Below are 25431 nucleotides of genomic sequence, written 5' to 3' on the forward strand. Positions count from 1 at the left end.
TGATGGCCTTTCAGCTCAGCCAGGGAAGCATGGGAGTGACCCATCCGGAGGCGAGCAGCGCGGTGAGCAGGAGAAGTGAGGTGGCGGCCAGTGCTTCGGGCCAGCGCCGGGGCAGCATGCCGAGGCGGACCGGCCGAGCGGCTCGTACGGCCTTGGATTCGGTCTTCGCCGGCCGCAGTTCGGCGATCAGATCACGGACCAGCGGGAGGCCGATCTGGCACTGGACCAGGAGGTACAGGCCGAGACCCCAGTTGGGCCACCAGCCGTTGCGTGCGACGGACAGGGCGAGTCCGGCCGCGGCCGCGCCGATGGAACCGCAGAGCCAGGCGAGCGAGACCAGCACCACTTTGCGGGCCATGCCGCTGGGCTTCACCCGGCCGACGCCGGTCGGGACCCAGGCGGCGCTGTGGCCGCGCAGCGTGTGCAGGAACGCGGCCGCGGCGGCGACGCTCGTCAGGACGTTGGCGCGGATGACCTCGACCCGCCACCGGGTGTGGCTGATCCGGGGCAGCAGCACATGCCAGAGCCACAGCGGCGCGAGCAGCGGCAGGACGTGCCAGGGGCGGATCTGGTCCGGGTACCAGAACATCATCACCAGCGGCGGCAGCGGCGCGGCGAACGTGTTCACCGCGGCGGTCAGATAGCCGACGATGCCCTCGTAGAAGCACAGACGCATCCGCCAGGGCGCGCCCATGCGCTTGAGGTCGGAGTTCTTGATCAGGTGCAGGTTGCCCATCGCCCAGCGGTACTGCTGGTTGACGAAGGACGAGAGGTTGTCCGGCGAGGTGCCCTTGGCGACCAGCACCGGGACGTAGAGGGTACGGAACCCCTGCTCGTAGAGGGCGAGTCCGGTGTACAGGTCCTCGCTGTGGTCGAGCTTGGCGAAGCCGCCGGCCGCGTCGATCGCGGTGCGCCGGTAGACGGCGTTGCTGCCGCAGCAGATGGCCGCGTCACTGGCGTCCCGCGAGGGCTGGATCCACCGGAAGAACCACTCCTGGGCGGAGCCCGCGGCGCGCTGGATCCAGTCCATCGACTCGTCGGTGTCGAAGCACTGCGGGCTCTGGACGATGCCGATGCCGGGGTCGGCGAAGTACGGCACCAGATGGTGCAGGAAGTCCGGCCTGGGAGCGAAGTCCGCGTCCAGGATGGCGATGTACTGCCCGGTGCTCACCGTCAGCGCGTGATTGAGGTTGCCGGCCTTCTTGAGGTGCCCCCGGTCCGGCCGGACGACGTACCGGTAGCCGTGTGCGGCCGCCAGAGCGGCCACTTCGGAACGGTCCGCGTCGTCCAGCACCCAGACGGTCAGCGCCCCGGCCCAGTCGACGGCCGCGACAGCCTGGTAGGCGTTCTCCAGGACGGCGAGCGGCTCACCGCAGGTCGGCAGATAGAGGTCGACGTCCGGCAGTTCGGCCGGCTGCCAGGCCTTGGTCAGCACTTCGTGCGAGTGCCTGGTCAACCGCCGCTGGCGCAGGCTGTTGACCGACGAGAGCGCCAGCGCCACCAGGTTGAGCACGAGCACGGCAAGGAAGGCCCACAGGGCCGGGGTTCGCAGCGCGAAGGTGAACATGGTCGCCGCAGTGAACACGAAGGCGAGTGAGGTGCAGATCAGTACCCACCGGCGCTGTGGTCCGAAGTACCAGTAGAGCTCGTGATCCGACGGTGGTTGAGGCAGATGGTCGACGGTCAAGTGTCCCCCCACGGGCGCGTGATGGACGATCCAGTGATCACCCTACCCGCAAAGGTATAGACCACTGGCGCGTCAATCCACGGACCGAGACAGGTGCCGACATATTCATGGTGAAGACAAGATTCCGCGACAGTCCTGTCATCCTCCGTTCCTCCGACGTCGAGGTCAGAGGGCGTTCAGCACGTTCACTCCGGGCTACCCGGCGCTCCTCCGGATAGTTCACGCGCCCAGTCGGCGAGTGCGTCGAAGTCCGCCGCGAGCAGTCCGAGGCTCGGTTCGATGCGGAGGAGCAGGGACGGCGCGGAGTGGTGGGCGGTGACGTACTCGCGGTCCGGGGGCCGGATCTCGTCGTCGATCCAGGCGAAGGGCCGGCCGGCGGCGTACCTGACGATGTCGTGGGTCTTGAAGTAGGTGCCGTCGTCGCGTCGGGCGTGCAGCTCCGGCCAGTCGATGGCGGGGAGTTCCGGCAGGCCGAGGCGCGGACCGATCCAGCGGTTGGCCTGCGCGCCCCACGTCGTCGCCCACACCAGGTCGAACGGCAGCGCCATCAGCAGCGGGCCGTGGGCGGCATTGAGCCACACCCGTAGCGGCTTCTGCCAGGGCAGGTCCCAGCCGGCGGGTCGCATCCGGTGCGTGGTGTAGCCGTCCGGTCGCTGGTGGGGCCGCGCGGCGAACGGGTTGAGGGGGCCGTCCACATCGATGAGGAGGAGGGGCTTCGCGGTCACGCTGGCTCCTTGCCGGCTGGGTGCGGTGAGCGGCCGGTGTACGGGGCCGGTGGGCCTCCTCCCTCCGGGAAGCGGACGCCCGACTCAGCTACCCGGTCCCGGACCGGACCAACCCACCGGTCCTGGATCCGGGGACCGATCCCCGGCACCAGGACCGGTCGTGATCAGGCGAAACGCGAGCTGGGAACCGGTCCGGAGGAGCGGACACGGTCCCGGGCTCCCGTGAGCCAGGTGGCGTTCACCCGTACGGCGAACGCCACGAGCAGCTCGTCGGGGTCGGCCGGGGCATCGTCGTCGCCCGCGTCGGGCTCCGGGTCCGCGGCGCAGATCGCGTCGGCCAGCTCCTCGGCCGAGCGCTCGTCGGCCGGGATGTCGTCGCGCTCCCCGTCCTCGGTGAACCGCATCCGGGACGCCCAGGGGGCGATCACGGTCTGCACCAGCAGGGTGGAGACATCGGCCGGGACCGCGGGAGGATCCGTCCAGCAGGTCGCGTGCTCGTACAGGACCTCACCCGGCGCGCGGTCGTGCAACTGCGCGACCAGCTCCTGGTCGCACTCGTTCAGGTCGTACGCCACGACCAGGGTGTCCGCGGTACCCGGCCGGTACGGTGCGGTGGGCAGGCCGAGGATCCGGGCCGCCGCCAGGCCGAGGGCACGGCTGCCGCGGTCCGGCAGCAGTGCGACGGACGCGGGCTTCCGGTCCATGGCCGCCAGCACGGCGCGCAGTCGCTCCAACCCGTGGCGGCACGCTCCGAAGTCGTCCTGCAGATAGGCCCAGCGGCCGGTCATCCCCTGGTGGAAGCCGGCGGGCGACACGGTGGTGAGCAGGCCGCCGGTGAGGGTGTAGTGCCATCCGCGCAGGTCCTGGCGGTCGACGGGGGTGGCGACGGTGGCGCGGGCGAGGAGGTGGCGGATACGTTCGGCGGCCGGCCGCCAGGTCTCGTCAGGGTCCCCGAGCGCGCCGAACACCTGGCGGCCGAGGTCGACCTGACCATCCATCGGTGCGTTGTGCACCAGCAGATAGCGGTCCGGCCAGTCCTCCGTCAGCCCGTCGTGCTCCTGGAGGAGGCCGACCGCCTCGGCGTGCCGCTGCTCGTCCTCCAGGGCGACGGCCAGCTCCAGCAGGACCTGCCGTGGCGCGGGGGTGCGGCGCGCCCGGCCGAGGAGGCCGCGGCGAGGAGCCAGTGCGAGGCGCAGGGCCTCCCGGAGGGCCGGCACGGCGAGGTGGGAGACACCGCGTCCGATGCAGGCATAGCCGAACTCGTAGAGCGCTCCGGCCCCGGCCGGGTCGGCGGTCAGAGCGGCCGAGGCCGCGGCGAGGTCGGCGAACCCGGCTCCCTGGGCCAGCTTCTCGACGAGTGGTGCGATCTCGGCCGACGGCAGTGCGTCCGCCGCGAACCGGAGGGTCCGCATCGCGCCCTGCGGGTCGCCGGAGTCGAAGAGCTCCCAGGCCTTGGCCAGTTCGGTGGTCATCGTTCTCCTCCTGAGTGGTCGGCGAGCTTCCTCGACCCGCCGGGGTGCTGCCTGACGGCGGGAAAAGGTGCGTGACGACTCAGGGCGCGCGGGCCGGCCGCCTCACGGGGCCGTGCCGCGGCGCTCATCGGGACGGGCGGTGGCCGCCCTTCCGGTGATGGTCGTTCATGAGGTCGTCCCTGCTGTCGTACATGTGCACGATCATGGTGGGTCGCCGGGGCACTGGCAAACCGATTAGACCCTCCCTCGTCCGGCGGCTCGACCGGTCCCGGATCTCCGCTGCCAACGTCCCTCCCTGGAAGGCGAATCGGTTCGACCCCCCTTTTCGGTCGACGGTGAAACAGCCCGACTGAAGCCGTCCGCAAATGGGGGTTGGACGGTGGCGAATCGTCCGACGGATTGGCATGTGCTGGACCTGGACCGCGATCCGGTGCCCGGGGACCCGTACGAAGTGAAGGAACTGGCCCGCAAGCTCGGTGACTTCGCGGACGACGTGTCCTCGGCACTGCGCTCGGTGCGCGGGCGGTCTGGGCGAACGGGGGCTGGACGGGCTCAAAGGCCTGCGCGGCAGCGTCGACAACGCCCTGGAGAAGGCCAACCATGGCCGGCAAGTGCAAGGGCGGCGACCCTATCGATCTCGTGACCGGCGAGATGCTGATGTCCGCGACCGATGTCCGGCTGCCGGGGCTCCTTCCGCTGACCATCGAGCGCCATCATGGGACAAGATGCTCAAGCGGGTGTCGTTCCAGTACCAGCGGTTCGTCACGCACACCGACTACGAGCAGGTCCGGAAGCTCGGCGACCGCAAGATCCATGTGGACGGGGGACCGGACGCCAACGGGTTCATGGTCGAGAGCAAGTGGACCGGCAACGAGAACCAGTGGGCGTCCTCGCAGTACAACCCCGCGCACACGCACGACGACGAGAGCAAGATCACCAGTCAGGCGGAGAAACTGCTCGACCTCAACGACGCGCTCGGCGGCAACGGACTGCGGTACGCCATCTCCAGCCCGCAGGGCGCCGCCCCCTTCCCGGAGCTTCTCAGCGGGAAGTTCCCGGAGCACTTCGCTGATGGCAGAGACTGAAGATCTTCCATGTTCCTGCGATGGGAATGAACAGATGAACGAGGTTCTCGCAGTCCTCGACCGGCTTCGCGACGCCGGCGAACTCTCCGGCGAGACCGCCGCCGACGCGCTCGGGGCAGCCGGGTGGGCCGTGAATCGGCAGTTCGCGGGGGAGTCCTTCGCCCGGCACTGGGAGCGCGGCGAGTTGGTGGCCGGGATCCAGGGGGACGGTCCTGACGCACGGGTCGAGTTCAGCCTGTGGCTGCGGGACGTCGACGGCGACGAGGACGGAGATGCCGACGACTGGGACCCGGACGCCGACGCGGACGATCTGGACGCCGCGTACGAGGCGGCACTGGCCGGTCTGGTGAACGAGGCGGAGGCACCGCTCGCCGCCACCGGATTCACCGCTGTCGACGAGAGCGGGGACGCGGACGAGGACGCGACCGGCGGTCTGGACTACATCGCCCACCGGGCGTGGCGCGCCGGCCGGCGCGTCTTCCTGCTGGGTGCGATCCAGGACGACACGGACCTTCCGGTACGCGTGGTCGCCGTCGTCACCTGACGCGATCCGCCGGGGTGGCCGACCATCGCACCGCCGACCCGACCCGCACGGGGTTCGGGTCGGCGGTGCGTCCGGTCGGCGCTTCAGCCGGTCAGCGGAGCGACCTCCGGGCCGGGCTCGTGCCCTGCGCGGTCGCCCCGGCCCAGAACCCGCACTGGTGATCCGCCGCGAAAGCGGTGGACGTACGGTCGGCCACGGGGTTGAGGGTGAGGACCGTGTGCCGGGGGCCGGCCGCCGGCCACGGGGTCTGTCCGGCCACGCCGGGGTTGCCGGAGCGGGCGAACGCGGCCCAGTAGCGCTTCATGCGGTCGGCGAGGCCGACCTGGGCACCGGTCAGCGGGCGGTCGCCCATGGTGAAGTCGTAGAGGTAGGCGAGTTCCGCGCTGTGCGCGTTGGCCATGTCGACTCCCGGGACCCGCGCCCCGTACAGCGTCGGTGAGTCCGGGTCGTCGAACTCGTAGACGTACGTGGGCACCTGTCCGGCGAAGGTGTCGGCCGTCCAGTAGGTGTGGCAGGCGAAGGTGGAGTCGGTGAGCAGCGCGGACATCGCGAGGTACGGGCTGGCGTATCCGGCCAGCGGATAGCGTGCCAGCACCTGTGACGCCGCCGGCCCGTACGTCGCCGTGATCTGGTCCGTGTACTGCTGCGCGGTCAGATACGGCTGGGTCAGCGCGACGAAGAGCCTGCTCTCGGAGCGGTTGCTGCCGATCAGGACCGGCACCTTGTTCCAGGCCCCGGCGGCGATCGCCTCGGAGGGCTGCGCGGGCAGCAGGAGATCACCGAACGCGGGCCCGCTCGTCGGCAGCGTGACGGCGGCCGCCGTCAGCCGGTCCGCCGGGGCGGCCCGCAGACAGCCGGCGCTCACCTTCGGGTCGGGGCAGCCGGCCGCGGTGGCGTAGGTCCGGGCCGCGGTCTCCGCCTGGGCACGGTCCGGTGCGGCCAGCAGCGTGCACGGACCGCTCTGCAGGACGGCGCGGGAGTACAGCCCGGCCGCCCGCGGTGCGGCGAGCAGCGAGCAGACCGAACCGCTGCCCGCGGACTGCCCGGAGATCGTGATGTTGCCCGGTGCACCGCCGAACGCCGCGATGTTCTGCTTGGTCCACTGCAGGGCCGCGAGCTGGTCCATGAGGCCCCAGGACCCGGAGCGCAGCGCGTTCTGCCGCGCGAGCTCCGGCAGTGCCAGGTAACCGAGCTGGCCGAGCCGGTAGTTGATGCTGACCACCACGGTATGGGTGAGGTCGGCCATGGTGCGGCCACCGAACTGGGTCCCGGTGCCCTGGCTGTAGCCGCCCCCGTGCATCCAGAAGAGCACCGGCAGGTTCGCTCCCGGACGGGCGTCCCGAGGGCGGTACACGTCGAGGTAGAGGCAGTTCTCGCTGACGGCCTGCGGGTCCCGCAGCCCGAACGGTGAGAACTGCAGACACGCGGGTGCCTGCGTCGTCGCGTCCCGTACCCCGTTCCACCGGGCCGGCCGCTCCGGCGCCTGGAACCGCAGGTTGCCGACGGGCGGCGCCGCATAGGGAATGCCGAGGAACTCCTGCGCCCCGTCATGGACCTGCCCCCGCAGGATGCCGTCGGAGACCGCCACCACCGGCGGGCTCGCGGACCCCTTGGCGGACGGCGCGGCGGAGGCGGGCAGCGCTTGGAGGAACAGGGCGGCCAGCGCGAACAGAACCACGAGACGGAGGGGCCGTCGGGAGCGGGGCCCGGATCTTGCGGCGTGGTCGGTCACGGGCGCAGCCCGGCGAGCAGGGCGGTGGCCGCCGCGAAGTCGGCCGGGCCGCTGTTCCAGTCGGCGTTCATGGGGGCGATGGAGACCTTGTCGGCGTTGACCGCCGCCACGTCGGAGCCCTTCGCGGGAGTGAGCGGGTCGAAGGAGACCGTGACCTTCCACGTGCCGTCGCCCGCGTCGGCGTAGTGCGGGGTGAGCACCGTCTGGGCGTCCTGGAAGGTGAGGGAGACACCGCGCGCGGTGCCGGTGCCGTCCGTGCCGACGATGGGGTGGTTGACGTTCAGACCGACACCGTCGGGCAGCAGGTGCCCGGACTTCGCGCGGGCCTGGAGCCGGTCGATGAGCTTGACGGTGAAGTCGGCGGTGACGCGCATGGCGTTGAGGGTGGGCCCGGGGGCGGGCACGGAGAAACTGCCGGTGCTCACCGCGATGGCGGGGATGCCCCGTTCCAGGGCGGCGATGGCGCCTCCGACGGTGCCGGAGTGGGTGGCGAAGCCCGCCACGTTGGTCCCGAAGTTGGTGCCCGAGATCACCAGGTCGGGGGCCCGGTCGGCGAACACCTGGGAGAGCCCGAAGGCCACCGCGTCGCCCGGGGTGCCGTCCACGGCCCACACCTGGGCCTCGGGGTGCTGCACCACGACGCTGGTCGCGCTCATCATCTTCGTTCCGGCGCCGCTCTGGTTCTGCAGCGGGGCGACGATGGTGACCTGATGGCCGGCGGCGGTCAGCCGGTCGTACTCGGCCCGGATACCGGGCGCGTTGTAGCCGTCGTCGTTGGTGAGCAGGATGCGCAGCGGGCCGGAGGGCGCGGCGGGTTGGGCCGCGGCCGCGGGCAGTGTCACAGAGGCGGCGGACAAGCACAACAGCAGGGCGGCCGAGGACAGCACGTGCTGACGTCTCACGGTGTTGCTCCTTTGAGTCGGGGCAGCGGTGGGACCGGCGGGTGGCGGACCGGTGGACGGTCCGCGACCCGCCGGAGTTCTTGTCGGATCAGGTCTCCGGATCCGGCGGACGACGCGGATACCGGGAACAGGGGTGATGCCGTGGATGCCGGAGTGAGCGGTGGCAGCCGGGTCAGCCGGTCAGCGGACGCTGCGGATCGGGAGGATCGCCAGCGCGCCCAGCAGCGACAGGGCGCCGCCGACCAGGAACAGCGGGGTATAGCCGCCGAGGGTGGTGACGATCGCGGACGCGACGAACGGGGCGATGATCTGCGGCCCGGCGTTGGCGATGTTGAGCACGCCCATGTCCCGGGCGGCGTCCTCCGCCCTGGGCAGGACGAGCGTGACGAGAGCGGTGTCCACCGCCATGAAGCAGCCGAAGGCCAGACCGTTGAGCGCGCTGAAGACGATCATCCCGGTCCAGGTGGGGCTGATCACGGGGACGGCCATGACCAGTCCCGCGAGGGTGGCCGAGACGGCGACGAACACCTTGCGCCGGTTCCAGCGGTCGGAGAGCAGACCGCCGACCACGGTCGAGACGGCCATCGCGACCATCGAGACCGGGGTGAGGATCGCCATCGCCGTGGCCGGTTCCAGACCGGCGGGCAGCGCGATGTGATCGTCCAGGATGTACAGCTGGTATCCGGCGACCGAGAAGTATCCGAGCACCATCAGGGCCCGGCCGATGAAGGCCCAGCGGAAGTCGTGATGGGACAGCGCCGACAGGAACGCGGCCAGCTGTTCGCGGCGCGGTACGGCCGGTGCGGGCTCGCGCCGGGGCACATCGCGGCAGAGCGTCGTCAGCAGGACCGCGGCGCCGGCGACGAGCACCCCGAACACCAGGTAGCCGGTGCGCAGATGGTGTGCGGTCTGTGAGCCGATCAGCACGCCGACCGTGCCGCCGATCGGCAGCGCCAGCCCGACGAGTGCGGACGCCGTTCCGCGGCGGGCGGCGGGAATGCGGTCGGGCACCACGGCGGTGACCGCGGCCTGGTAGACGTTCATCGTCGCCTGCACCAAGCACCATCCGATGCCCACCAGCAGCGCGGTGTGCACACTGCCGATGAACGCGAGGCCCGCGAGCGAGGCGAAGGCGCCGCCCAGGATCCAGGGGTTGCGTCGGCCGGTCCGGTCCGACAACGCGCCGGCGATCGGGTTGAACGCGGTGGCGAAGACCGCGCTGATGCCGCCCACCACGCCCAGGATGGCGACCTTGTGGGCGGGATCGATCGACTCGATCTGGGTCGGCAGCAGAACCGCGCCGACACCCATGTACACAGCCAGCATGGATGCGTTGGCCACCAGCAGCAGTGTCAGGAGTCCACGGTGTCGTGGCGTCTCCGGTGCCGGGCGGGTGGGCGGCTGGAGCACTTCGGTCGCGGTCAATGCGTCCTCCGGAGTCCGAGGGCCGCGGCCGGGGCGCGGCGGATGCTGAGGGCGTACATGTCGACTCCTTGAGGGACGGAGCGGTGGCGTGGATCGGGAGCGGGGGAGGGAAAGGGGCCCGGGTTCGAGCGGTGGTGGCGGGGTGACCCGGGCGGTGCGGACACGTCATCGCCATGATTGGTTACACGTGTTATCCAACGCGGTAAGCACTGTGTAGCACCCTTCCGCTTCCCGCACCAGATCTGTTTCCGAACCGCGATACGGATCGTGATGATCGGTTGGGCCGGAAGATATTCACGTGTAACTAATCCGGTCGCGGCACTGTGCAGACGTGAGCCGCTGTGCTGGGGTGGGCCCGAGAATCCGCACTCTCGGCCCGGGCGGGCCTGGGATTCCACGCTCCCCGGTCGGATGGGGGCGGATCTCGTACCGCCTCGGGGTCGGCGGGAAGCGCTTCGATGTGTATCGTCTTCGTTGCGACGGTCAAAAATGCGCAATGCCTACCGGCGGCGCGAGACCGCCCGGGAGCCGGGTGCTCCCCAGACGCGAACGCGCGGGGACACCCTCGGCCCGCACCGCCCCGAACCCGCCCGCTCCGCATCCCTTCGCTCCGCACCGGGGGCCGCCACGAGCCGGCCGCGCGGCGGCGATACCCCCTGCGCACATCCTGCGCGGACCCCTGAGCACAGCACTGCGTACAGCCGTCCGTCCCCTCGCCACGTGCCCCGGGCCCGTCCGCCCGGTGAGCCGACCGTGAAAGGCCGATCATGCAGAACGCGACTCACCTGTCCGATCCACCGCCACCACCGGTGGCGCCGCTTCGGCACCATCTCCCCGCCATCCCGCCCCGGGGCGCTCTGGTTGCGGGCATCACCCTGCTGTCGCTGGCCGCGGGCATCGGACTGATGCTCCGCGGTGACCGGCCCCCGTTCTTCGAAGGTCTCGACGACCGCTGGCTGGTGTGGATGACCGGGGAGCGTACGGGTACGGCCTCCGACCTGGCCCGCGATCTCGACCGGCTGGGCGGGCCGTTGGGCCTCGTCTTCCCCCTCGGCCTGATCGGCTGTCTGTGTGTGTACGGGCGTTGGAGGTCCGCGATCTTCGTCTTCACATCCGCCGTACTCGCGAACATCCTGGTGATTCTGCCGCTGAAGCAGGTGGTCGACCGGCCGCGTCCGCCCCGGCCGTGGGTTCTGGTGAACAGCGGCTCGTTCCCCTCCGGGGAGGTCTTCACCGCGACGACGCTGGTGATCGCGGTCGCGGTGGTAGCGTTCCGGCCCCGCGCGCGGCGCTGGTGGTGGCTGATCGGCGGCTCCTATGTCGCCGCGATGATGTGGAGCCGTACCTGGCTGCACGCGCAGTGGCTCAGCGACACCGTCGCGGGGCTGCTGGCCGGCGCCGGCACCGGCCTGCTGGTCTGGCTGGCCTTCGCGCCGCTGCTCAGGGGGGAAGCGGTGCGCGCGGCCGCCGACCGGCTGTGGGAGTGACGGCGGGACCGTCCGGCGCGCCACGGCCGACCCGCTACCTTGGCGACGGGGGCGACCGGGCACGGGGCGGCCGCACGACGACGCCGCACGATCTCGAGGAGACATAGCGCTGTGCGAGAGCTCGCTTTGGGGATCGCTCTGGGTTTCAGCGCCGGCATCAGCCCGGGACCGCTGCTGGCGCTGGTGCTGACCGGGACGCTGCGGGGCGGTCTGGGGATCGGGTTGAGGGTCGCCGCCGTTCCGCTCCTCACCGACCTGCCGGTGATCGTGTCGGCCGTGACGGTACTGGCCATGTTGCCGGACGCGGCGATCTCCATGGGCGGCGTCGTCGGAGGGTTCTTCCTCCTGTACCTGGCGCTGTCCACGCTGCGCGAGGCCCGGACCGCGCAACTGCCCAGCCGTGACGGGTCGGATGCCGGGGACCAGGCGAAGCGGGCCCTGTGGCAGGGGGCGCTGGCCAACCTCCTCAGCCCGCACCCGTGGATGTTCTGGCTCACCACGGGCGCGCCGTTGCTCGTCGCGGCCTGGCGGCACGGGTCCCTGGAGGCCGGGTCGTTCCTGTTCGGGTTCTACCTCCTGCTGGTGGGTAGCAAGGCGTCGCTGGCCCTCGTCATCGCCCGCGCCCGGCACCGGATCGGAACGCGGGGCTTCCGCTGGACACTCGCCGGGTCCGGCGTCCTGCTGATGGCCGCGTCCGGGCTGCTGCTCGCGGAGTTCGGCCCGGGGCTGGTGGCCACGCTCCGGACGACCGCCACCTCATGAACCCCGGCGAACCGCTCCAGGCCGACCGTCCCGGATGAAGGCCCGGATCCCTCAGGAGACCGGGGCTGACTCCAGGTGTGCCTTGAGGCGCTGCAGCGTGGTGGTGATGTTGGAGTTGTTGGCGCCGATACGGTCGAACACGCCGGTGATCACGATGGCGAAGGGGATGAACCACAGCGGGACCCGCAGCCAGTTGGTCTCGGTGACGGTACAGCCCTCGGCGCTGGGTTCGATGTCGTACTGCCAGCGGGAGATGGGGATCCTGAGCGGCGCCGTCACCTCGTAGGCGAAGCGCCGTGCGGGGTCGGCGTCCGTGATGCGGCACGTGGTCGCCCAGCGCCGGAGACCGTTCCGGTTGTAGCCCTGGAAGCGTGCGCCGACGGCCGGGGTCCCCGCGCCGTTCAGCCAACGGGCGCGGTGCGCCTCCTCGGCGAAGCGGATCATGACAGGTGGATCGCTGATGATGCGGTACGCCTCGGTCGGGGGCACCCGGATGGTCACCGTGCCGGTCGCTGCGGCCTCAGGGAATCGCGGTATGCGCATGGGGTTGTCTCCTCCGCTGACGGGTGACCCGGGGTGCTGGTCATGATGGCTGGTCACGAGGTGAGTTCACGACGGAGGGCGTGGGCGATCCCGTCGGCCTGGTCGGCCGGCACACACTCCCGCTCAGGGCGTTGGAGCAGGCCGAACACGTGGGGGCCACGCAGTTCCCGGGGCAGGTCCGGCATCCGCGGCACGATGTGGAAGTGGACGTGCGCGAAGCCCTCGGCCTCGGCGAACTGTACGACGTAGGTCTTCGCGCACCCCGTCACCCGGTGCAGGGCCCGGGAGAGCCTGACCTGCCAGCTTCCGAGGGCGGCGGCCTCCGCGTCGGTGAGCTCGTGCACCGCGGTGACGTGGCGGCGGGGCAGGAGCACCAGCCAGCCGGGCAGCGCGGTGTCGAGTGCGTGGACCACGCGCCAGTGCTCGTCGGCGACGATGCGCTCGCGCGGCGGCAGGTCGTCGAACCCGGACTCCTTGGCGCACGCGTAGCAGTTCGGTATCGGCATGCGCCTGAGCCTAGGGCCCGCCCGCCCTCAGGCCGAGGGCGATGTTCGGACAGGGCAATCCGGTCCGGGCTGCCGGCCGGACTACCGGGCCCCGGTGTCGCGGCGGAACAGGGCCGTCCACAGGAAGGGCTCGCCGAAGTACGCGGACTCCGGCGGTTCGTCGTGCATGCGGCGCAGTTCGATCTCCGTCAGGTCGGAGAAGATCCAGCGCAGGGACTCCGGGGTGTAGGCGAGTCCGCCCTGGAGGCCGGATTCGCGGTAGAAGTCCGTGTCGGGGAGTTCGGAGCCCATGCCGGCCTCGCCGGCCGCGAAGCACGTCAGGGCGAGATGTCCGCCGGGGGCGAGGGCACGGTCGAGGAGGGCGAGGTAGCTGATGCGGCGGTGGGGCGGCAGGTGGTGGAAACAGCCCGAGTCGTGGATGAGGTCGTACGGGCCGTTCAGTTCGGCATCCGTGAGGGCGAAGGCGTCGGCGCAGTGGAACCGGATGTCGGCCCCTGCCTCGCGGGCGCGGTCCTCGGCCCACGTGATGGCGGCGGGGGAGAGGTCGACGGCGTCCACCTCGAAGCCCAGCGAGGCGAGGTGGAGGGCGTTACGGCCAGGGCCGCAGCCCAGATCGAGGGCGCGGCCCGGAGCGATCAGGCCCCGGTCGAGGTAGGAGGCCAGGCTCTCGTCCGGCCTCGCGACGAAGAACGGCACCGGCCTGGAGCGGTCCGCGTAGAAGCCGTCCCACCAGTCGGCCGCGCCGGCCGTCCAGCGATCGGCCCCGGGCGCGAACAGGCCGTCCAGGAGCTGCAGAACGTCGTCGACCGTGCGTATGTTCCGGTCCATCCGGACCCCCTTTCGCGAAGGGCAATCCTATGCCAGAAGACGGTGAAAGGCCAGGTCAGATGGGGTTTTGCGGAGGCGCCAGGGGATGCTCTGCGGGCCCGCGCCGGGGGCCTGGCGCCCCTCACCCCCGACCCCGCGCACCCGGTCGCCCACGCCTCCGCCGAAGCCCGTGACGGAGGCATTCCCCGGCACCCTCAGGTGACTTTCCGATCAGCCCGGAGCCGCGGGTCCGGCGGCTGCGTCGCGTCAGTGCACGGTTCCGGCGTACCGCTGGACGAGCCCGGTGCCGGTGCCGGCCGTGACAGTGACGTCGTAGCGGCCGCCGTCCAGCGGCCAGGTGAGGGTGGTGCGGGAGTTGGGGGCCACCGTAACGGTCTGCGCGGTGCCGGCGTAGTCGTTCGGGGTGATGGCGAAGGAGACTCCGGTCAGTCCGTCGTTGACGAGGTTCAGGCTGAGGGATGTGCCGAGGGACGCCGTCACCGACGGCACCGCGGCGTCGTTCCGGCCGGCGGGGACGACCGTTCCGGCGAAGCGGCGGACGAAGCCGTCGGGGCCGTGCACGGTGAAGTCGTAGCGTGCGTCGGCCTCCGACGTGACCCACGTGTAGGTCTTCGAGGCGCCCGGGGCGACCGTGAACGGGGTGCCGGCGAAGGTGTACGTGATGTTCGGGTAGACGGTGTAGTGGAAGCCGGCCGCACCGGCGTTGGTCATGGTGCAGGTCAGTACACCGGTCGCGCGGTCGACCGCGACTTCGGCGCCCGGGGCGTAGGGCAGTCGGCGATGCGGCCGCGCCGCGGTCTCCTGCGCGGGTACGTACTGGGTGCCGGGGGCGGGCAGGGCGACGGCGGGGAGTTGCGTTCCGGCGTCGGCCTTGGCCATCAGCGCGACGGTGTCGGGCAGTTCGGGGATGCTGTAGTCCGGTGTGGTGAAGTCGAAGCAACTGGTGAGGTCGCCGCACACGGTCCGGCGCCAGGCGCTGATGTTCGGCTCCTGGACACCCGTCACCTTCTCCAGGAAGCGCAGTACGGAGGTGTGGTCGGAGACCTGGGAATTGACGTACCCGCCACGCGACCAGGGGGAGACCACCCACAGCGGCACCCGGCTGCCCAGCCCGACCGGCCGGCCCTGGGCGAACTCCTCAGGGGTGCCGGGCTCGGGGGTAGGCGGGATCATGTGGTCGAAGTAGCCGTCGTTCTCGTCGTACATCACCAGGAACACGGTCTCCTTCCACAGCTGCGGATTCGACATCAGCGACTGCAGGGCGGAGTTGACCCACCAGGCGCCGTAGTCCGGACTCGCGGTGGGGTGTTCGCAGTACACGTACGGCGCGACCAGCCAGGAGACGGTGGGCAGCGAGCCGTCCTTGCAGTGCTGGTCGAAGACGGTGAGATCGAACTTCGTCATCGCGTTGATGTACCGCGGATCGTTCTTGGCGTAGGTGTGGAACTGCTTGAAGTACGCGAGGGCGTTGTCGCCGTAGTCCCCGGTCAGATCGTCCTCGGTCGGATTGTGGTAGACGCGCCAGCTGACCTTGGCGGCCTCCAGCCGTTCCGCATAGGTCGTCCAGTCGGTGACGGGATTGTCGGCGCTCGCCGTGTTGTCGGTCCAGGGACCGGTGGTGCCGTCCCGGCCCGGTCCTGAGGTGCCGCTCCACAGATAGAGCCGGTTCGGGATCGTGGGGCCGGCCAGCGAACAGAAGTACGCGTCGCAGAGGGTGAACGCGTCGGCCAGCGCGTACTGGTACGGGATGTCCGCGCGGGTGAAGTAGCCCATGGTGCGCTCGCCCTTGGCGGCGATCCAGGCGTTCATCGCGCCGTTGTTGACGGCCTGGTGCCCGGTGGAGAAGTCGTGCGGGAGGCCGGCGGCGTTCTGCGCGTTGTACTTCGACGTGTCCATCCGGTACGGGAGCATGACGCCGCCGTCGGTGCGGGCCGGGTCGGGCTGGCGGAAGACGTCGCCGCCGCCGGGGAACTGCAGGGCCTGCTTGTCATCGAAGCCGCGGACGCCGTTCAGGGTTCCGAAGTAGTGGTCGAAGGAGCGGTTCTCCTGCATCAGGATGACCACGTGCTTCACGTCGGCCACGGTGCCGGTGGGGGCCGCGGCCGCGTCCTGGGCGAGACCGACCATGGTGGCCGCGCCGGCGGCGGTGGCCGACAGGAAGGTACGGCGGCTGAGCGGAGTCATCGATCGGCCTTTCGGAGCGCGACGGTGGCGATGGCAGCGGCGGCGTCGCAGGGCCGCACAGGAGTGGCGGCGCTCGCGCCCGCAATTCGGCAGGGGCCGGTCGGGGTGACGACCCATCAGTGATCCACGGCTGGCGTGGAGTATTCCACGCGGGTCCCATGAAAGGAATTCTGGAAAAGGTTTTGGATTCGGTGTCGAAAAATCCCGCCGGCATTGCGGCTGATTATCCGACCGGAGTTCCCCCGCGGGAGCCGGCCGCACGAGAGGTTTCGTATGCTCGGCCCATGACGGTGAGCTATGTGATCGACGGCGGCGAGGTCACGGACCTGGAGCGCTTCTGGCAGCTGATCGGCGAGGCGGTGAACGGCCCCGGCGGGTACTTCGGCCGCAACCTCGACGCGTTCAACGACTGCCTGCGCGGTGGGTTCGGAACACCCGATGACGACGACTTCGTCATCGAGTGGCGCGACCACCAGCTCTCCCGGCAGGCCCTCGGCTACCCGGAGACCGTGCGGCAGCTCCGCATCCGGCTGGGGCGCTGCCACCCCACCAACCGGGAGCTGGTCCAACGGGACCTGGAGCGCGCCGAGGCGGAACAGGGCAGGACGGTCTTCGACTGGCTGGTGGACATCATGACGGAGGGTGGCAGGACACCCGAAGTGCTGCGGTTGCTCTGACCGGCCGGATCGCCGCCGATCGATGCCGGCCAGGGGAAGGATTGAGCCGTTTCGCCGCCTGTGCGGCCTGACGCGGCCCTGCGGGACGTACTGTTCACCTCGGCCTGATCCGCGTCGCCGCAGTCCGAGTGCGGGTCCGGCGGGCGCCAAGGCGGGCGCTGACAGCGGACGCCGGTGGGGCCGTGAGCAACGTCGGCAACGGGCTTGCTGCGCCCCTGGGGCGGCGGCCCCGTACGGGATTCCGGGGGGACCCTATGCTGCGCATTCATTTCACGACGGAGGACCTCCAGCGGATAACGCTGGTCCAGCATCCTGATCCGCTCTGGGAGATCGTCTGCAGTATCTGCCGCCTGCAGGACCGCGGCGGTGCCGGAACGTTCGGCGCCTGGCGCCGCTCGTCGGCCGGTGAGATGCAGCGGCACGGGGCGGCGCACCGGGCCGCCTCCATGCTGCGGACGCTGGTCCCGCTGGGCCCGTACTTCCCCGACTTCCTGACTCCCGCGATCTCGTCGCCCGATCTGGCCACCTCGGTCGACCGGGTGCTCTCGACACCGCAACGCCGCATCACCGCGGAACTGCAGATGCTCGGTGCGGCCACACCGGCGACATCTCCCTTCCTGGCGGATCTCGCGCATGCCGGTGCCGGCGCGCTGGCCGCTCTGAAATGGGCTCTGGTCACCTATGAGAAGACGCTCATCGCCCCCGTCTGGGAGCGGCTCTCCTCGACGGTGAGCGCGGACATCGCGCTGCGGGCCAGGGCGTTGATGACGGGCGGTACGGAAGGACTGCTCGACAGTCTGCGTCCGATGGCGCAATGGGAGTCGCCGGTCCTGCGGGTCCGCTACCCCGTCGACAAGGACCTCCATCTGCAGGGCCGTGGCCTGCGGCTCGTGCCGTCCTTCTTCTGCCGGCGCGAACCCGTCACTCTGGCGGACCCGGGGTTGCCGCCGACTCTCGTCTATCCGGTGGACCGGTCCGCCGGCCCGGCGCAGGACGTGTCCGCGGAGAACCTGGCGGGCCTGCTGGGACGGACCCGGGCCGCGCTCCTGGCATCGGTCGCCGTCGGCAACTGCCGGTCCACCACGCATCTCTCGGCGGCGATCAGGGTGTCGGTGCCCACCGCCAGCCAGCAACTCGCCGTGCTGCGTGACGCGGGGCTGATCGTCAGCAGACGCGAAGGAAAGCACCAACTGCACTCGGTGACGCCGCTGGGGCTCCAGCTTCTCGACGGCCGCGCCATCTCCCTGGCGGGCCACGGCGGTTCACTCCGGGAACCGCACGCGTTCTGACGTGGACCGAAGTGGGCGGCAGGGGTGCGCCGTGTCACGACAGGCAGCGGACACGACAGCGGGGCCAGCGGGGGCCAGCACTCGACAACATGCTGTCGATATGACAACATGTTGCGTATGGAGACGAGAGAGCACGAGACGAAGACGGTGTACGTGGCGGTGTACGACACATGGTCCGACTGGGAGGTCGGGCATGCGATCGCGCACATCAACAGCACGCAGTGGCAGCGCCGGCCCGGCCGGTACCAGGTGCGGACGGTGGGTACGAGCACGGAGCCGGTGACCACAGCGGGAGGTGTGCGGATCGTCCCCGACGTCGCGCTGGCCGGGATCTCGCCGCAGGAGGCCGCGCTGCTCATCCTGCCGGGCGCCGGCCTGTGGGACCTGTCGGACGATCTCGCCGCCTTCGGGCGCGCGGCGCGTGATTTCCTCGCGGCCGGTGTCCCCGTCGCCGCGATCTGCGGTGCGACCGCCGGTCTGGCCCGTGAAGGGCTGCTCGACGACCGTGAACACACCAGCGCCGCGGCCGAGTACCTCGCCGCGACCGGCTACAAGGGCGGCGACCGCTACCTGGAAGCGCCGGCGGTGACGACCGGCGACCTGATCACGGCCGGGCCGACCGAACCGGTCGCGTTCGCCCGCGAGATCTTCGCCAGGCTCGACCTCTACGAGCCGCACGTCCTGGACGCCTGGTACCGGCTGTTCGCGCACTCCGACCCGAGCGCGTTCCCCGTGCTGATGGCGGCCGGATCGTGAAGGACGGCGAGCTGCTGTCCGGGACGGCGCTGGCCGTCTTCCGGCTCAACGGCCAGTTCCTCGAGGTCTCCGAACGGATGGCCCGGCCGGTGGGCCTGACCGCGGCATGGTGGCAGGTGCTGGGCGCCGTGCTGCGCGAGCCGCTGCCGGTCTCCGGTATCGCCAGGGCGATGGGCGTGACCCGGCAGGGTGTTCAGCGCATCGCCGACCTGCTGGCCGGCAAGGGCCTCGCCGAGTACGTGCCGAATCCGGCCCACCGCACGGCGAAACTGCTGCGCCCGACCGAGCAGGGACGAGCCGCGGTGCAGCGGATCGGCCCGGCTCACGCGGACGTGGCCGCGCGACTGGCCGACGAACTCGGCCCGGAGGATTTCGCGGCGACGCTTCGCGTCCTGGAAAGGCTGTCCGAGGCCATGGACGCGGTCGCGGGTGCAGATGGGGACTCGGCAGGGTGAACAGCGTTGTCGGCCGGTCACCAGGTCGGCGACCGCCGCCGCGTTCCGGATCGCCCAGGTCGCCTCGTCCGGCGGCCTGACCTTATCGGTCGTCGGCCGGCGGCAGACGATGGACCGCGGAGGGGGACTGCGGGCGCTGTCCGCCACCGCTCGCGATCATGCGGACCTGGCCCGCATCGCTGATCTCGGCGCGGATGATCTTGCTTGCGTCGACATAGATCGGATATCCGCCCGACCCGATCGCGGTCGTCGCGAAGACCTCGACGACCTGCTGGGCGGGTGCGCCGTCCACCGGAAGAGGGTTGGTGAAGGTGAGCTCGAAGCCCGCGCGCTCGGACATGGCGTACTCCCAACGGTGAGCGATACTTCGACGCTACGACCGCCGCAGGCGGCACGCGACCGCAGCCCGTCGCTGCTCCCCGTCGGGGACGGCAATGCGGAGGCTACGGCTTGTATTCCTGCCATTTCGTGACGGCCGCTTTGGGATTCCACGCCGAATTCGAGGTGTGTGTGGCCAGGCAGCGGTATTCCTTTCCCAAATACGACACCCGGTCATTCGCCGAATACTGCTTCTTGACTTTCCAGTCCGAAAATCCTGCTGCCATGCGAGGGCGCCCCTTCACTGGACCGGCTCACTGCCGACCTACCTGGATCTTCCCACGGCGATCCGCCACGCCCCTCCAGGCCATCGGTCCACGGCACCCGACTCAGCGATCGACCGGGCCCTGCTGGTCGGCCGTGGCCGGGTGGTTCTGCTGGCCGGGGACGGTTCCGTCGGTGCCGGAGATGTACTGGTCCGCCTGGGACTGGAACATGCGGTGGTAACGACCGGCCTTGTCGGCCAGGAGTTCCTGGTGGGTGCCCTGTTCCACCAGGAGGCCCTCGTGGAGGACGTAGATCAGGTCGGCGTGCTGGACGGCTGCCATGCGGTGCGTCACCAGGACGACCGTGGTGGTCGGCGAGCGGAGCCGGCGGATCTTCTCGAAGCAGGCGATCTCCGCCTCAGGATCCAGCGCCGAGGTCGGCTCGTCGACGATGATCAGAGACGCGTCGCGATACCGGGTACGGCTGAGCCCGATGGTCTGCCACTGGCCGCCGGACAGTTCCGATCCGCCGCGGAACTGCAGGGCCAGGAGGGTCTTCATGCCGTGGGGGAGGGCGTTGATGACCGCGTCCGCGCCGGAGAACGCGGCCGCCGCGGCCAGCTGCTCAGGCTCAGGGACCCGAGCGGGCTTGCCGATCGCCAGATTGGTCTCCGCGGTGAAGGGCCACCTCGCGAAGGACTGGTCGAGCAGCGCGATGTGCGAGAAGACCTGGTCCCGGTCGGCCTCCGCCAGATCGACCTTGTCCCACAGGATCCGGCCGGCCTGGGCCTTGTGGAGGCCGGCGAGCAGCTTCACCAGCGTGCTCTTGCCGGATCCGTTCGTTCCCACCAGCGCCACCACGGTGCCGGCGGAAAGGGTGAGCGAGATGTCGTCCAGGGCGGGCCGCTCACGATCCGGATAGTGGTAGGTGACGTGCTCGAAGCGGATCTCGGCCGGGTGCCCGGGTACCGGAACGCCGCCGACGGGAATGGCGCGGGCGGTCGCCTCCACGATGTACCGCTCCAGGTCACCGGCGTACAGGGACTCCTCATGGAGCCGGTTGACCGAGATTGGCCGATCCGGTCCGTACCGCCATGACCGCGGTACCGGCGACCGCCATGCTCATCCGGCCCGACAGCAGCAGCCACGCCAGCGTGACGTACGCCAGCAACGACGCGGCGCCCGACAGGGAGGCGGCCAGGAGCTCGGTGGCGGCCTTCTCCTTGGCCAGCCGCGTCTGCTCCGCCTCCGCGGTTCTGGCCATCTGGCCGAAGTGCCGCAGCAGGAAGCTCCCGACGCCGTGCACGCGGGTCTCCTGGGCGGCGCTGCGGCCGGTGATCGACTCTCCGATGACCCGGGCGGCACGCTCGTGCTCGATCCAGGCCATGGTGGAGGCGTAGCGGCGCTGGGCCACATGCAGCGCGCCCCACCCGCGCGGCGCCGCGATCAGCATCAGCAGGAACAGGAGCACCGGGTGCAGCACGGTGAGCACCCCGGCCGCGGCGACCAGGGAGAACGTGCCGTTCAGCGTCGCCACCATGGCGCTGATCATCTGGCGGGAGGACTGGGCGCCGAACTGCGCGGAGTCCAGCAGCTTGCGGAACGCCCCGTCCTCGACGGCTTCCAGTTCCACCCGCTCGGCGTGCCGCAGATACTCCTGGGTGGCCAGCCGCTCGACCTTCGGCTCCAGCCGGCCGGTGCCGGCCGTCGACAGCGACGCCGCCACCGCGCTGGTCACGGCGATGACCATGCCCACGATCAGCGCCGGCACCGCCGCGCGCACCCGCGCGACCGTGTCCCCGCTCCCGAACAGCGACTGCAGCACCTCGTTGGTGACGAGCAGACCGACGGCATGAGCCGCACCCTGGTAGATCTCGGCGAGGACCATCGTCAGCATGGCGGTCCGGTCGGCCCGCCAGGCCAGCCGGACGGTGCTGCCCACCAGCCGCGGTGCCGAGCGGGCCATGGACAGCGCCGACTGCTCCAGCATCGTGAAATCGTGCCGGGCCCATCCGTAGTCGTAGTGCAGTGCCCCGCCGAACAGCAGCTGTTCGCTGTCGGACACGACCCTCTCGACGGGTCGTGGCCGTCGTAACCACCTCCTCATCGCCGCACCGCCCAGGCGTCTGCGGGGTGGGTGTGCGGCGTCGTGCGGCAGGTGAGTATGGCGCGAGTCATGGCGGCGTCCTTCGACGGTTCGACGGTTCGGACCGCGCACGGCACTCGCTGATGCCGTGCGAAGGCCCGGAAGCATCTAGACCTGCCCACCTCCGGTCCGCATCACCGCTCGGCGGACCGATGGACAGAAGCACGCACGGAGCACAGCGGGCGGACGCGCGCGATGCGGGGCGCAGTCGAAGGGGTGCCAACACTGCTGCGTGAGGCCGGCACAGCCGTGGCCCGAAGGCCTCACCGCAGGTTTCGCTGCCACCTGATCTCGCCGTCGTGCCATTGGCCGGTGGGCGCCAGTCCGCAGGCGGCGGCGACGGCGGCCGACGCCCGGTGGTCCGGATGGACATGGGCGACGAGGGTGTCCACGGGTTGGCGCTCCAGCCAGCCGACCAGGCCCAGCGCCGCCTCCGTGGCGATGCCGCGCCCTTGCCACGGGGTGCCGACGACCCAGGCGATCTCGGCGGTCAGGCCGTCTCCGGAAGGGCCGATCGTCGCCTGGACCGTGCCCGCCAGGGAGGTCTCCTCGCGCAGCCGGATCACCCAGTTGCACCACGAGACCGCAGGGTCGGGTGCGCCGGCGACCATGCGTTCGTAGCGGGCCCGCAGGTCCTGCGGAGTGTCCGGGGCGCCACCGATGAAAGTGTGCAGGGCCGGGTCGGCCAGCGTGGCGGCCATCTCCCCGGCGTGATCCACGAGGAGGGGCAGCAGTTCCAGACGCTCCGTGCCGATGGCCGCGGTTCTGATCGTGGGATTCACCGTCCTGGCTTCCGATCCCGGTCGGGGAGTGTGTCCGACATGCCCATCGGTTGATGGTGCCTGATGGGGCGGACCGGCGGAACCGTTTATTCGGATGGGAATCCGGGCCCGTTCGGCGTTGAATCGGTCCGGGAACCCGAGCCGATCCGAACCGGTGCGTTATCCCAGCGGTTCTGAAGGAGAAATGCGATGCAATACACCCGCCTGGGTGCTTCAGGACTCGTCGTGTCCCGGCTGGGTCTCGGCATGATGAGTTACGGCGACACCAGCCGGCGCGCCTGGCACCTCTCCGAGGAGGAGGCGGAGCCGATCGTGCGGCATGCGGTGGAGCAGGGCGTGACGTTGTTCGACACCGCCGACATGTACGACCGGGGCGCCAGTGAAGAGGTCACCGGACGGCTGCTCGCGCGGCTCTTCGACGACCGCGACGACTACGTCCTCGCCACCAAGGTGTACTACCCGATGAGCGAGAAACCGGGCGACCGGGGTCTGTCGCGCAAACACATCCTCGCCTCGGTGGACGGCTCCCTGCGCCGTCTCGGCACCGACCACATCGACCTCTACCAGATCCATCGCTGGGACCAGGAGACGACCATCGAGGAGACGATGGACGCGCTCGACACCGTCGTACGGGCCGGGAAGGTCCGCTACATCGGCGCATCGAGCATGTACGCATGGCAGTTCGTCAAGGCGCAGCACACCGCCGTGCTCGCGGGCGGCACGCGCTTCGTGTCCATGCAGAACCACTACAACCTCGTCTACCGCGAGGAGGAACGGGAGATGATCCCGCTCTGCCTCGACCAGGGCGTCGGCGTCCTGCCGTACAGCCCGCTCGCGCGCGGACTCCTCGCGGGTGGCCGGGGGCGCGGCGGCGAGCGCACCACCACCCGCGGCGGCGCCGATCCGCTCGCCGACCAGCTCTACACGGAAGCCGACTTCGACGTCGTCGACACGCTCCGTGCCGTCGCCTCCGAGCTCGGTGTGCCACCGGCCCGGGTTGCCCTCGCCTGGCTGCTGAACAAGGAGGGTGTGAGCGCCCCGATCGTCGGTGCGACCAAGCTCGCCCACCTCCAGGACGCCGTCGCGGCACTGGACGTCACCCTTTCACCGACGCACATGGCGCGTCTGGAGGCGGACTACAGTCCGCACCCGGGGATGGGGCCGGAGTAGCGGCCCGCTCGCGGCGCGGGCGGAACCGCGCGCCGGAACGCCGTCGTGGAACGGCGCTTGAGTGGGCCGAATCGCCCCTGGACGGACGGCGCACGGTCGGGCACCGTGGGTGATCGCATATTCGGCGCCGGGTGTTCGCTCACCGGTGCACGGGCATGCCCTGTCATCCATCCGGTATCAGGAACTGGGGTCTTTCGTGAGACACGTGACCAAGGTCTTAGCCGCACTCTCCTCCGCGGCGCTCCTGTCGCTCGGCGCTGCCAACTCCGCCCAGGCGGACAGCCCCGACAACGGCTTCTTCAACAAGCTGACCAATCTGAACTCCGGCATGTGCGCCGCGGTGGGCAACAACTCCACCCAGCCCGGCGCCGGCCTGATCCAGTTTCCGTGCGACAACAAGTACAACAAGCAGTTCTCGTCGGGCTGGGCGGGCACCAGCGCCTACTTCCTCCGGGTCCGTTCGACCGGTCAGTGCGTCACCCCGCAGGGCCCGGCCAACCATGCCCTGGTCGTCCAGTCGTACTGTTCCAACAACGACGCGCAGGTGTGGGTGGCCGAGTCGCTCGGCAACGACAGCTACCGGCTCAGGAACCGCTCCAGCGGCCTGTGCCTGACGGCGGCCTGGGGTATGACCAACAGCGGTCAGCCTCTCGACCAGTCCACCTGCGGTGGATTCAACGGTCAGGCCTGGCGCTTCTCCGCGATGCACAACTGATCGCGTGAACCAGAACTTCCGGGCAGCGGGCTGACGCCTCGCCAGCTGCTCAGGGGTTGCCCGCACTCCCTGCCCGGGGACGGAATGCCGCGGGACGACCCGAACCGCCCCCGCCCAGCAGGTACGTGAGTCCGGCGTTGTTCGCGCGCCCGGGCATCGTGCGCGCCGGGCGGGGGCACCCGCTTGCCGTCCGTTCGCGCTTCGTGTCGCGGGCCGGGTGGATCAGGTCAGGGCCGGGTAGAGGGCGCCCACGCCCCCGGCGAAGCCCGCTTGCACCTGTCGGCTGAGGTCGTCGGCGAGGATCTCGTACGCGTCGGCTTCGATGCCGTCGATCGCGAGGGCGGCGACAGCGGCGGGGTCCATCTTCGGAGCGGTGACCTGCGCGGCCATGTCGGTGTCCATGAATCCGACGTGGAGTCCGGCGACCCGGATGTTCTGCTCGGCGAGCTGGACCCGGAGGGTGTTGGTCATCGACCAGGCGGCCGACTTCGCGGCCGAGTACCCGCCGACGGTGGGCAGGGAGATCCACGACAGGACGGACAGGATGTTCAGGATCGTCCCGCCGCCGTTGGCCGTGATCCCCGGTGCGAAGGCGCGGATCATCGACAGGGAACCGAAATAGTGCGTATCGATTTCCAGCTGCAGGTCACCGAGGTCGCCGGTGAGCAGGTCGGCCCCGGTGGAGGACCCCGCGTTGTTGATGAGCAGGGTCACCGCGCCGGCCGTCTTGGCGGCTGCGGCGACGGACTCGGGGTCGGTGACGTCGAGGCTGATCGGAATCACGCCGGGCACGTCGATGGTGTCGGGGTTGCGCGCTCCGGCGTAGACGGTGGCGCCGCGGGCCACGAGCTCGGTGGCCAGAAGCCGGCCGAGGCCGCGATTGGCGCCGGTGACCAGGGCAGTCTGTTCGGAGATGTTCATGACGGAACTCTTCTCATGGAGCCTCGGACCAAGCTTGCAAATTGCAAGCTTGCA

26 protein-coding genes are annotated in these 25431 nt (G+C 70.4%); 10 read left to right on the forward strand and 16 right to left on the reverse strand.

Features of this window, described 5'->3' with window-relative positions; genetic code table 11:
- Positions 1 to 10: 10 nt before the first annotated feature.
- The 3 genes from C6N31_RS18790 to C6N31_RS18800 form a co-directional block, all read right to left on the reverse strand.
- Positions 11 to 1687 (reverse strand): glycosyltransferase family 2 protein, encoded by a 1677-nt coding sequence (locus C6N31_RS18790; protein WP_187145249.1) that lies wholly within the window; start codon positions 1685 to 1687, stop codon positions 11 to 13.
- Between the two features lie 185 nt (positions 1688 to 1872).
- Positions 1873 to 2412: a hypothetical protein gene (locus tag C6N31_RS18795; RefSeq protein ID WP_138351416.1), complete on the reverse strand. Its 540-nt coding sequence runs from the start codon at positions 2410 to 2412 to the stop codon at positions 1873 to 1875.
- Positions 2413 to 2576: 164 nt separating this feature from the next.
- Positions 2577 to 3884 (reverse strand): hypothetical protein, encoded by a 1308-nt coding sequence (locus C6N31_RS18800; RefSeq protein WP_198357879.1) that lies wholly within the window; start codon positions 3882 to 3884, stop codon positions 2577 to 2579.
- Positions 3885 to 4609: 725 nt separating this feature from the next.
- Here C6N31_RS18800 and C6N31_RS18805 point away from each other — a divergent pair.
- Both C6N31_RS18805 and C6N31_RS18810 read left to right on the forward strand, forming a co-directional pair.
- Complete coding sequence (locus tag C6N31_RS18805; protein ID WP_138351419.1) at positions 4610 to 4969, forward strand: hypothetical protein; 360 nt, start codon at positions 4610 to 4612, stop codon at positions 4967 to 4969.
- Between the two features lie 34 nt (positions 4970 to 5003).
- Positions 5004 to 5513 (forward strand): hypothetical protein, encoded by a 510-nt coding sequence (locus C6N31_RS18810; protein WP_138351420.1) that lies wholly within the window; start codon positions 5004 to 5006, stop codon positions 5511 to 5513.
- A gap of 91 nt (positions 5514 to 5604) precedes the next feature.
- On the opposite strand, the gene C6N31_RS18815 is transcribed toward C6N31_RS18810, so the two are convergent.
- From C6N31_RS18815 to C6N31_RS18825, 3 genes are all read right to left on the reverse strand, one after another.
- Positions 5605 to 7191: a carboxylesterase/lipase family protein gene (locus C6N31_RS18815; RefSeq protein WP_198357880.1), complete on the reverse strand. Its 1587-nt coding sequence runs from the start codon at positions 7189 to 7191 to the stop codon at positions 5605 to 5607.
- A 50-nt stretch (positions 7192 to 7241) separates the two neighbouring features.
- Positions 7242 to 8147, reverse strand: a complete 906-nt coding sequence (gene surE / locus C6N31_RS18820; RefSeq protein WP_187144728.1) for a 5'/3'-nucleotidase SurE — start codon at positions 8145 to 8147, stop codon at positions 7242 to 7244.
- A gap of 180 nt (positions 8148 to 8327) precedes the next feature.
- Positions 8328 to 9488 carry an MFS transporter gene (locus tag C6N31_RS18825; protein WP_244808971.1) on the reverse strand — a complete coding sequence of 387 codons (1161 nt, stop codon included), beginning with the start codon at positions 9486 to 9488 and terminating at the stop codon, positions 8328 to 8330.
- 851 nt (positions 9489 to 10339) lie between these two features.
- Between C6N31_RS18825 and C6N31_RS18830 the strand changes: the two genes are divergently transcribed.
- Together C6N31_RS18830 and C6N31_RS18835 are read left to right on the forward strand one after the other, a co-directional pair.
- Positions 10340 to 11059, forward strand: coding sequence for a phosphatase PAP2 family protein (locus C6N31_RS18830; protein ID WP_198357881.1), 720 nt, complete (start codon positions 10340 to 10342; stop codon positions 11057 to 11059).
- A 111-nt stretch (positions 11060 to 11170) separates the two neighbouring features.
- On the forward strand, positions 11171 to 11821 hold the full coding sequence (locus tag C6N31_RS18835; RefSeq protein WP_187144727.1) for a LysE family translocator: 651 nt from the start codon (positions 11171 to 11173) through the stop codon (positions 11819 to 11821).
- Positions 11822 to 11872: 51 nt separating this feature from the next.
- Here C6N31_RS18835 and C6N31_RS18840 read toward each other — a convergent pair whose 3' ends face one another.
- The 4 genes from C6N31_RS18840 to C6N31_RS18855 form a co-directional block, all read right to left on the reverse strand.
- Entirely contained in the window at positions 11873 to 12364 is a 492-nt protein-coding gene (locus tag C6N31_RS18840) for an SRPBCC family protein (RefSeq protein ID WP_138351425.1), read from the reverse strand.
- Positions 12365 to 12417: 53 nt separating this feature from the next.
- A complete protein-coding gene (locus C6N31_RS18845) occupies positions 12418 to 12870 on the reverse strand; it encodes an HIT family protein (protein ID WP_138351426.1) in 453 nt (150 codons plus the stop codon).
- A gap of 81 nt (positions 12871 to 12951) precedes the next feature.
- Complete coding sequence (locus C6N31_RS18850) at positions 12952 to 13698, reverse strand: class I SAM-dependent methyltransferase (protein WP_138351427.1); 747 nt, start codon at positions 13696 to 13698, stop codon at positions 12952 to 12954.
- Between the two features lie 246 nt (positions 13699 to 13944).
- Positions 13945 to 15882 (reverse strand): phosphocholine-specific phospholipase C, encoded by a 1938-nt coding sequence (locus C6N31_RS18855; protein WP_138351428.1) that lies wholly within the window; start codon positions 15880 to 15882, stop codon positions 13945 to 13947.
- Between the two features lie 284 nt (positions 15883 to 16166).
- Between C6N31_RS18855 and C6N31_RS18860 the strand changes: the two genes are divergently transcribed.
- The 4 genes from C6N31_RS18860 to C6N31_RS18875 all read left to right on the forward strand — a co-directional run bounded on the left by C6N31_RS18860 (position 16167) and on the right by C6N31_RS18875 (position 19059).
- Positions 16167 to 16559, forward strand: coding sequence for a barstar family protein (locus tag C6N31_RS18860; protein ID WP_138351429.1), 393 nt, complete (start codon positions 16167 to 16169; stop codon positions 16557 to 16559).
- Between the two features lie 254 nt (positions 16560 to 16813).
- Positions 16814 to 17848 carry an ArsR/SmtB family transcription factor gene (locus tag C6N31_RS18865; protein ID WP_138351430.1) on the forward strand — a complete coding sequence of 345 codons (1035 nt, stop codon included), beginning with the start codon at positions 16814 to 16816 and terminating at the stop codon, positions 17846 to 17848.
- A gap of 117 nt (positions 17849 to 17965) precedes the next feature.
- Positions 17966 to 18604 (forward strand): DJ-1/PfpI family protein, encoded by a 639-nt coding sequence (locus tag C6N31_RS18870; RefSeq protein WP_138351431.1) that lies wholly within the window; start codon positions 17966 to 17968, stop codon positions 18602 to 18604.
- The gene (locus C6N31_RS18875; RefSeq protein ID WP_381586729.1) at positions 18601 to 19059 is read left to right on the forward strand and encodes a MarR family winged helix-turn-helix transcriptional regulator; all 459 of its coding nucleotides are present in this window, start codon (positions 18601 to 18603) and stop codon (positions 19057 to 19059) included. The genes C6N31_RS18870 and C6N31_RS18875 overlap by 4 nt, the downstream gene beginning before the upstream one ends.
- An 82-nt stretch (positions 19060 to 19141) precedes the next feature.
- Here the strand turns inward: C6N31_RS18875 and C6N31_RS18880 are convergent, their stop codons facing one another.
- The 5 genes from C6N31_RS18880 to C6N31_RS18895 all read right to left on the reverse strand — a co-directional run bounded on the left by C6N31_RS18880 (position 19142) and on the right by C6N31_RS18895 (position 22571).
- Positions 19142 to 19399, reverse strand: a complete 258-nt coding sequence (locus C6N31_RS18880) for a DUF6296 family protein (RefSeq protein WP_138351433.1) — start codon at positions 19397 to 19399, stop codon at positions 19142 to 19144.
- A 103-nt stretch (positions 19400 to 19502) separates the two neighbouring features.
- Positions 19503 to 19664, reverse strand: coding sequence for a carbohydrate-binding protein (locus C6N31_RS18885; protein WP_138351434.1), 162 nt, complete (start codon positions 19662 to 19664; stop codon positions 19503 to 19505).
- Positions 19665 to 19766: 102 nt separating this feature from the next.
- Positions 19767 to 20654: an ATP-binding cassette domain-containing protein gene (locus tag C6N31_RS45595; protein ID WP_307811477.1), complete on the reverse strand. Its 888-nt coding sequence runs from the start codon at positions 20652 to 20654 to the stop codon at positions 19767 to 19769.
- Positions 20655 to 20691: 37 nt separating this feature from the next.
- Positions 20692 to 21708, reverse strand: a complete 1017-nt coding sequence (locus C6N31_RS45600) for an ABC transporter ATP-binding protein (protein WP_306664990.1) — start codon at positions 21706 to 21708, stop codon at positions 20692 to 20694.
- A gap of 344 nt (positions 21709 to 22052) precedes the next feature.
- Positions 22053 to 22571 carry a GNAT family N-acetyltransferase gene (locus tag C6N31_RS18895; protein ID WP_244808970.1) on the reverse strand — a complete coding sequence of 173 codons (519 nt, stop codon included), beginning with the start codon at positions 22569 to 22571 and terminating at the stop codon, positions 22053 to 22055.
- A 189-nt stretch (positions 22572 to 22760) separates the two neighbouring features.
- On the opposite strand from C6N31_RS18895, the gene C6N31_RS18900 reads away from it, so the two are divergent.
- Both C6N31_RS18900 and C6N31_RS18905 read left to right on the forward strand, forming a co-directional pair.
- The gene (locus tag C6N31_RS18900; protein WP_198357882.1) at positions 22761 to 23741 is read left to right on the forward strand and encodes an aldo/keto reductase; all 981 of its coding nucleotides are present in this window, start codon (positions 22761 to 22763) and stop codon (positions 23739 to 23741) included.
- A gap of 205 nt (positions 23742 to 23946) precedes the next feature.
- Positions 23947 to 24456 (forward strand): RICIN domain-containing protein, encoded by a 510-nt coding sequence (locus C6N31_RS18905; protein ID WP_198357883.1) that lies wholly within the window; start codon positions 23947 to 23949, stop codon positions 24454 to 24456.
- Between the two features lie 222 nt (positions 24457 to 24678).
- Here the strand turns inward: C6N31_RS18905 and C6N31_RS18910 are convergent, their stop codons facing one another.
- A complete protein-coding gene (locus tag C6N31_RS18910) occupies positions 24679 to 25377 on the reverse strand; it encodes an SDR family oxidoreductase (RefSeq protein ID WP_138351437.1) in 699 nt (232 codons plus the stop codon).
- Positions 25378 to 25431: the final 54 nt, after the last annotated feature.

The sequence above is a fragment of the Streptomyces fildesensis genome (assembly GCF_016107395.1).
Taxonomy (GTDB): domain Bacteria; phylum Actinomycetota; class Actinomycetes; order Streptomycetales; family Streptomycetaceae; genus Actinacidiphila; species Actinacidiphila fildesensis.

Bases quoted from the DNA above. Each gene is read 5' to 3' on its own strand.
- C6N31_RS18800 (WP_198357879.1), bottom strand. From the start codon at position 3,884: ATGACCACCGAACTGGCCAAGGCCTGGGAGCTCTTCGACTCCGGCGAC.
- C6N31_RS18805 (WP_138351419.1), top strand. From the start codon at position 4,610: ATGCTCAAGCGGGTGTCGTTCCAGTACCAGCGGTTCGTCACGCACACC.
- C6N31_RS18810 (WP_138351420.1), top strand. From the start codon at position 5,004: ATGAACGAGGTTCTCGCAGTCCTCGACCGGCTTCGCGACGCCGGCGAA.
- C6N31_RS18830 (WP_198357881.1), top strand. From the start codon at position 10,340: ATGCAGAACGCGACTCACCTGTCCGATCCACCGCCACCACCGGTGGCG.
- C6N31_RS18840 (WP_138351425.1), bottom strand. From the start codon at position 12,364: ATGCGCATACCGCGATTCCCTGAGGCCGCAGCGACCGGCACGGTGACC.
- C6N31_RS18845 (WP_138351426.1), bottom strand. From the start codon at position 12,870: ATGCCGATACCGAACTGCTACGCGTGCGCCAAGGAGTCCGGGTTCGAC.
- C6N31_RS18850 (WP_138351427.1), bottom strand. From the start codon at position 13,698: ATGGACCGGAACATACGCACGGTCGACGACGTTCTGCAGCTCCTGGAC.
- C6N31_RS18855 (WP_138351428.1), bottom strand. From the start codon at position 15,882: ATGACTCCGCTCAGCCGCCGTACCTTCCTGTCGGCCACCGCCGCCGGC.
- C6N31_RS18860 (WP_138351429.1), top strand. From the start codon at position 16,167: ATGACGGTGAGCTATGTGATCGACGGCGGCGAGGTCACGGACCTGGAG.
- C6N31_RS18865 (WP_138351430.1), top strand. From the start codon at position 16,814: ATGCTGCGCATTCATTTCACGACGGAGGACCTCCAGCGGATAACGCTG.
- C6N31_RS18870 (WP_138351431.1), top strand. From the start codon at position 17,966: ATGGAGACGAGAGAGCACGAGACGAAGACGGTGTACGTGGCGGTGTAC.
- C6N31_RS18880 (WP_138351433.1), bottom strand. From the start codon at position 19,399: ATGTCCGAGCGCGCGGGCTTCGAGCTCACCTTCACCAACCCTCTTCCG.
- C6N31_RS18885 (WP_138351434.1), bottom strand. From the start codon at position 19,664: ATGGCAGCAGGATTTTCGGACTGGAAAGTCAAGAAGCAGTATTCGGCG.
- C6N31_RS18900 (WP_198357882.1), top strand. From the start codon at position 22,761: ATGCAATACACCCGCCTGGGTGCTTCAGGACTCGTCGTGTCCCGGCTG.
- C6N31_RS18910 (WP_138351437.1), bottom strand. From the start codon at position 25,377: ATGAACATCTCCGAACAGACTGCCCTGGTCACCGGCGCCAATCGCGGC.